8 protein-coding genes are annotated in these 4593 nt (G+C 56.2%); all 8 read right to left on the reverse strand.

Translation table 11 applies throughout. From position 1 onward, the window contains the following. The coding region (locus RCH93_RS08735; RefSeq protein WP_306547974.1) for a hypothetical protein at nt 1–554 on the reverse strand (554 nt) is incomplete at its 3' end. Next, entirely contained in the window at nt 551–1414 is an 864-nt protein-coding gene (locus tag RCH93_RS08740) for a zonular occludens toxin domain-containing protein (RefSeq protein ID WP_306547975.1), read from the reverse strand. The genes RCH93_RS08740 and RCH93_RS08735, both read right to left, overlap by 4 nt. A 2-nt stretch (nt 1415–1416) precedes the next feature. Further along, complete coding sequence (locus RCH93_RS08745; RefSeq protein WP_306547976.1) at nt 1417–1752, reverse strand: hypothetical protein; 336 nt, start codon at nt 1750–1752, stop codon at nt 1417–1419. A gap of 1 nt (nt 1753) precedes the next feature. Continuing rightward, entirely contained in the window at nt 1754–3220 is a 1467-nt protein-coding gene (locus tag RCH93_RS08750) for a hypothetical protein (protein ID WP_306547977.1), read from the reverse strand. Beyond that, nucleotides 3217–3645 (reverse strand): hypothetical protein, encoded by a 429-nt coding sequence (locus RCH93_RS08755; RefSeq protein ID WP_306547978.1) that lies wholly within the window; start codon nt 3643–3645, stop codon nt 3217–3219. The genes RCH93_RS08750 and RCH93_RS08755 overlap by 4 nt, the downstream gene beginning before the upstream one ends. A gap of 97 nt (nt 3646–3742) precedes the next feature. Beyond that, a complete protein-coding gene (locus RCH93_RS08760) occupies nt 3743–3880 on the reverse strand; it encodes a hypothetical protein (protein WP_306547979.1) in 138 nt (45 codons plus the stop codon). Nucleotides 3881–3890: 10 nt separating this feature from the next. Further along, the gene (locus tag RCH93_RS08765) at nt 3891–4016 is read right to left on the reverse strand and encodes a hypothetical protein (RefSeq protein ID WP_306547980.1); all 126 of its coding nucleotides are present in this window, start codon (nt 4014–4016) and stop codon (nt 3891–3893) included. A gap of 131 nt (nt 4017–4147) precedes the next feature. Next, nucleotides 4148–4593: hypothetical protein (locus tag RCH93_RS08770; RefSeq protein WP_306547981.1), on the reverse strand; the 446-nt coding region annotated here is incomplete at its 5' end.

Consider the following 4593-nt stretch of genomic DNA (forward strand, 5'->3'; position numbering starts at 1 on the left):
ATGGCGAACCAGTGGCCGGAATCGTGCTTGACCGGATAGGGAAACTTTTCCTTTGAATAGACCGTGGAGCCGAACAGGAAAAAGGTGCCGCGCTTGGAGGTGGCAAAGTCGAGCTTGTATGGCACCTTCAGTTCCTCGATCTTGTCGATGGTGAATACGGTCCTGGCGTCGTTGGTCGGTTTGAGGATCAGGTCGAAGGCGGCCAGGGTGTTGGCGAAGGCATCGAGCAGCTTTTCGCGCGGGATGTTGTATTCGATCCAGGAAATCAGCTTCGTCTCCACGCCGTTGAGGATGAAGCCCTTGCCGGTCTGGCTGGTGACGAACAAGGCCACCTCGGAGAGCGGCGAGTTGTCGAAGTCGAGCGACACCGGGCCGTCCTTCTTGACCACCGGCGCGGACCCTGTCGGGAGACTTGGCGGCTTGACCGCCTCGACCTTGGCCGGCTGCGGGGCGGCGGGCTTTTCTTTCTTCTCCTTGGTGCAGCTGAGCAGCAGCGCGGAGGATAGGAGAACCGAGGCGAGGAGCAGGAACAGGGAAAAGGGTTTCGTTTTCATGGGGTGCCTTTGCGGTTGGTGAATACGGTTTGGCCGTCGCGAATGGTCGGCATGATGGCGTTCAGGTGAGCGACGGCCGGGCCGTCCTTCTTGGCGGCGGTTGGTCCGCTCTGCTGCGGCTGGCTGGCCATGGCCTTCTTGGAGCCGAACAGGTCGCCGGTGCCGATGCTCGACTTGAAGAACATCATGTACAAAGTGAGGGCAAAGACGATGGGAATGGCGAAGAACACCGGATGTTTCAAGACGTTGACGTGCTGCATGACGCCAAGCTCTTTGACGTCCTTGGCATCGTAGGACTTATAGCACCGGAAAATCTGGGGTTTGTAGGTGCGGGTGTCCTTGACCAACGGTCTGCCGCTGGTGTCGTCGCCGCCGTAGGAATAGCAGAGGTATTTCTTTTGCACTGCGCCGCCAAAAAAATTGACCTTGCGAAACACATAGTTCCATTCCAGCAGGGAGCGCACCGCCGAATCAATCCGTTCCATGGATTGCGAGATCATGACCAGATCAAAGCCGTTGTGCCGATGGGTCGAGGCCCAGGAAGCAAACTGGTTGTTCTTGGCGCTCTGCCATTCGCGCGAGGAAAAGACCTTCTGCACCTCGTCAAGCACCACCAAGCACTTGGGTTCAATGTGCAGCCAGAACTCGGGCACCTGCCAATCTTCCAGGAAATGGAGTTGCTTCATCAGCGCCAGATCGGACAGGCCGCAATAGCATTTGATCATCTCCAAACATTCCTGATCGGCCAGCCCGTCAATATTGGTGTAGACCACCCGGCCCCATTGCAGGTTGTCGGTGATCTTCTTAACCGCTTCGTAGGTCTTGCCCGAGCCGGGCGTTCCCGCAAATCCGATAATCATGGTTACACCCTCGTAAAAACTGATGGAATGAGATTCAAGGTCAGGCGGATGATGTAGGCCGCGCCGAGGATCGCGAAGCATTGCGGCAGGCCAACCGCGTTGATCAGCCAAACCAGTTGGGTCGGCAGGTTGGACCACGAGGCGGCATAGTTGAAAATCACCGCCGAGAGGTCGATTGCGCCCAGGGCGGTTTCAACCACCAGGAAAAGCCCGTCGAGCACGGTGAACACCACGAACTGGAGCAGCAGAATCACGCCGTCGAGAATCCAGGTAAACCCGGTTTCCACCCAGCCCCAGAACGTGGCCAGCCATTTGATGATGACGCCAAATCCGCTCATATTACCTCTTCATGATCACGGCCCGGATCGACAGGAAGCCGAAGCAGACCAGGAGGATGGTTTTCAACACCGCCAGACCGGTGGACAGGGTGTCGCTCAGATCAATGGTGTGATGGCCGTATTGCCCGGCCTCGATCTCGTAAACCGAAGAGCCGCCGCCGGGCAGGGAGTTGAAGAAGTCGTTGGAGAACGAAAACAGACCTGAGGATTTGACGTTGTTCAGGAACTGCGTGAACCGCGCCGGTATGTCGAACTCGCCGGGGTTGTAGGGTTCGGTGAAGGCGCTGTCGGTGATCGGGTTGAACGTCTCTTCTTTTTCCTCTTCCTTTTCTGCTTCTTCTTCTTGAGTTTTCGCGGTTTCAGCCGCAGCTTTGGCGACTTCATTCGTAATCGTGGTGTCTTCGGACTGAATATCGGTCAGATATTGGTTGTAAATGTTGGTGGTGTTCGAGGTGAAAAAGTTGCTGATGTCGTTGTTGGTTATGGGCGAAGCGTTTTCGGCAGGTACGGCGGAGGGGGCAGGATCAGAAGAAGCGATTTTTTGATCAGCCGGCATATTTTGTAAAGCACTGCGTATGTCATTGGCAACTGCGGCATCCATGTCAGCCTGATCCAGCGCGTCTTTCAGTCCAGAATAATTAACTGATCCGGCAATTGGGTAGACGGTTTGGTCAGACGTGACTTTTGTGATCGGCGCACGCCACATGTAAGCGCCAGAGGAAGGGGCGGCATATTTCATTAAGAACCCGGTCGTTCCACTCGCGGTGAAATAGTAATAGTATCCCCCGGAAACACCCAAAAGCGTATATGCGGAAGGGGAACCGCCTGTGTACCGAGTGCCCCAACCTGCCCAATTACAACCAACAGTCCAATTTCCTTTGCCAGGGACAGAAAACACACTGCAGGCAGACAAATTGCTGAGGCCAGGATCAGAGGCGGACAGATTCGTTTCTATAAGCGCCCTTAGAGACGTATAAAGATCGGACGGGGCATTCTGCACAAAGCTGCAAATATCGCCAAGTTTAGCGCCGACACTCCCTTCAACCCCAACATATTGAGCGGCTGAGGCCGGGTAACTCTCAGGACTGACGAATTTCGCCTTGAACGCCTGATAGGCCGGGACAAAGAGCGCGTCGGCAGCCGAGGCTACCGCGTCAAACGCCGCATAGACCGGGTCTTTCCCGGTGCGCGAATAGTAGGCAATGCCCGCGATTCCGGCCGCGCCGGCAAGGGTGTCAGCCAGGAAGAGCGAACCGGAGGATGATAACGAGGCAAGCTGTCCGCCAGTGGTGGAAGTGGTGGGAGAGTCCACCATGCTCATGATGCGTTCAATTGCGTCGTCATCGGCAAGCACCGTGCCCACCGACGAGGAAGGAATGGTATGCAAGGCAAGGCTTGCAAGCGCCGGTTGAGCAATCAACACAACACAGGCGCAGGCCGCAAAAACGCGCCGAACGGGCGTAGTCATTTGGCCTGCTCCTGCTCGGTGACTGTGGCGGTCTCGTTTTTCGGCTCGGGTTTGTCCTCTTTCCTGGCCACCTGCTGAAAGGCGTCATCGCCGCACTGACAACGGAAATGCTCCTCATAGGGTTGGAACTCTTGGCCGATGCATTGAAACTTGAACAGAGAGCCGCGTTCGCTGCAGGACTTTTCACAAACCGTGAGATATTGCCGGCAAGATTTGGCGTTGCGATGTCTGAGCGGCGCGTCAGTCGATGTAATCCGAGGAACGACGTACCCTTTCGGGGTGTATCCATAGCCGTTGTCAGCAGAAGACTGATTCGGCCCTGGCGGCAAACCTTGGGCGGTTTCTTCGCCGTGGGCTGTGCTCAGGTAGAAGCCGGCGCACAGGAAGGTCAGGTAGACGCCGAGGATGTAGAGGGTCATTTTCATAGCAGTATCCTTTTCAGCAGGCCGAGCACAAAGCAGAGGCCGAGAAACCCAATCACCAAGGCCCAGCGACGAATGAGGGGGAAAGAGGGCAAGATGGTCATGGCATTTTCTTTAGCAGTCGGTTGATCAGGAAGCCGCAGGCGATCAGGCAGCCAATGCCGGCAAAGGGTGCGGCCAGATGAAAGAACTCGGTGAACAGAGCGGCGGCGTCAAAGCCTGGGGGCAGCTGAATCATGATTGCCTCGTTACCACTTGGTGTGGGCGGCAATCACAAAGGCGATTGCGCAGAGCGCGCCCAGGCCAAACGACATGATGTCCGCCAGCTGCAGGGTGATGTTGCCGAGGATGTCGGTCAGTTCAACGGCAGTCATCCTAAGCGCCCTATGCCGCGATTGATCGAAAACACGTAACTGACCACCAGCCCGGCAATCCAGCCGACCAGGACCAAACCGAGGCCGTAGCCGAAGGCAATTAAGTTGAGCGTCATAACAGCACCTAAAAATCAAGGTTTAATGACAGATTCAGAAGGTCGCCCTTCAGCAACCCCACCCTGTTCGACAACCCATAAAGATTGTTCAAGCTCAGCTGAACGATCTTCAGACAAATCCACGCCGTCATTCTCCCAATGGTTGTTGGCATAGGTGGAATCCGGGCCGGGTTCCAGGCTCTCCACGCCGTCAGCAGCAAATTCAAGATCATGTTGCCGCAGCGGGCTTATTTCCAGATCGCTCCGGCTGGGCCGTATGCCCGGTTCGTTGCTGCCGGCCGCCGCGCTGATCCGCCGATTGATCTGATAGGTTGCATAGGCTGCGCTGGCCCTTTGATAAGAGTCGAAGGGGTTGGCCATGGCTTCCAGGGCCGGCAACAGGATCAGGTCTTTGAGAATATCCAGCGCCATGAGGATGAAAGCGCAGACCACCAGCCCCAAAATCAGGGTCTGCATATCCG

It is taken from the genome of Desulfobulbus sp., assembly GCF_030824455.1.
GTDB lineage: Bacteria > Desulfobacterota > Desulfobulbia > Desulfobulbales > Desulfobulbaceae > Desulfobulbus.

Coding starts and splice junctions, on each gene's coding strand:
- RCH93_RS08740 (WP_306547975.1), bottom strand. CDS start 1,414: ATGATTATCGGATTTGCGGGAACGCCCGGCTCGGGCAAGACCTACGAA.
- RCH93_RS08760 (WP_306547979.1), bottom strand. CDS start 3,880: ATGATTCAGCTGCCCCCAGGCTTTGACGCCGCCGCTCTGTTCACCGAG.
- RCH93_RS08750 (WP_306547977.1), bottom strand. CDS start 3,220: ATGACTACGCCCGTTCGGCGCGTTTTTGCGGCCTGCGCCTGTGTTGTG.
- RCH93_RS08755 (WP_306547978.1), bottom strand. CDS start 3,645: ATGAAAATGACCCTCTACATCCTCGGCGTCTACCTGACCTTCCTGTGC.
- RCH93_RS08765 (WP_306547980.1), bottom strand. CDS start 4,016: ATGACTGCCGTTGAACTGACCGACATCCTCGGCAACATCACCCTGCAG.
- RCH93_RS08745 (WP_306547976.1), bottom strand. CDS start 1,752: ATGAGCGGATTTGGCGTCATCATCAAATGGCTGGCCACGTTCTGGGGC.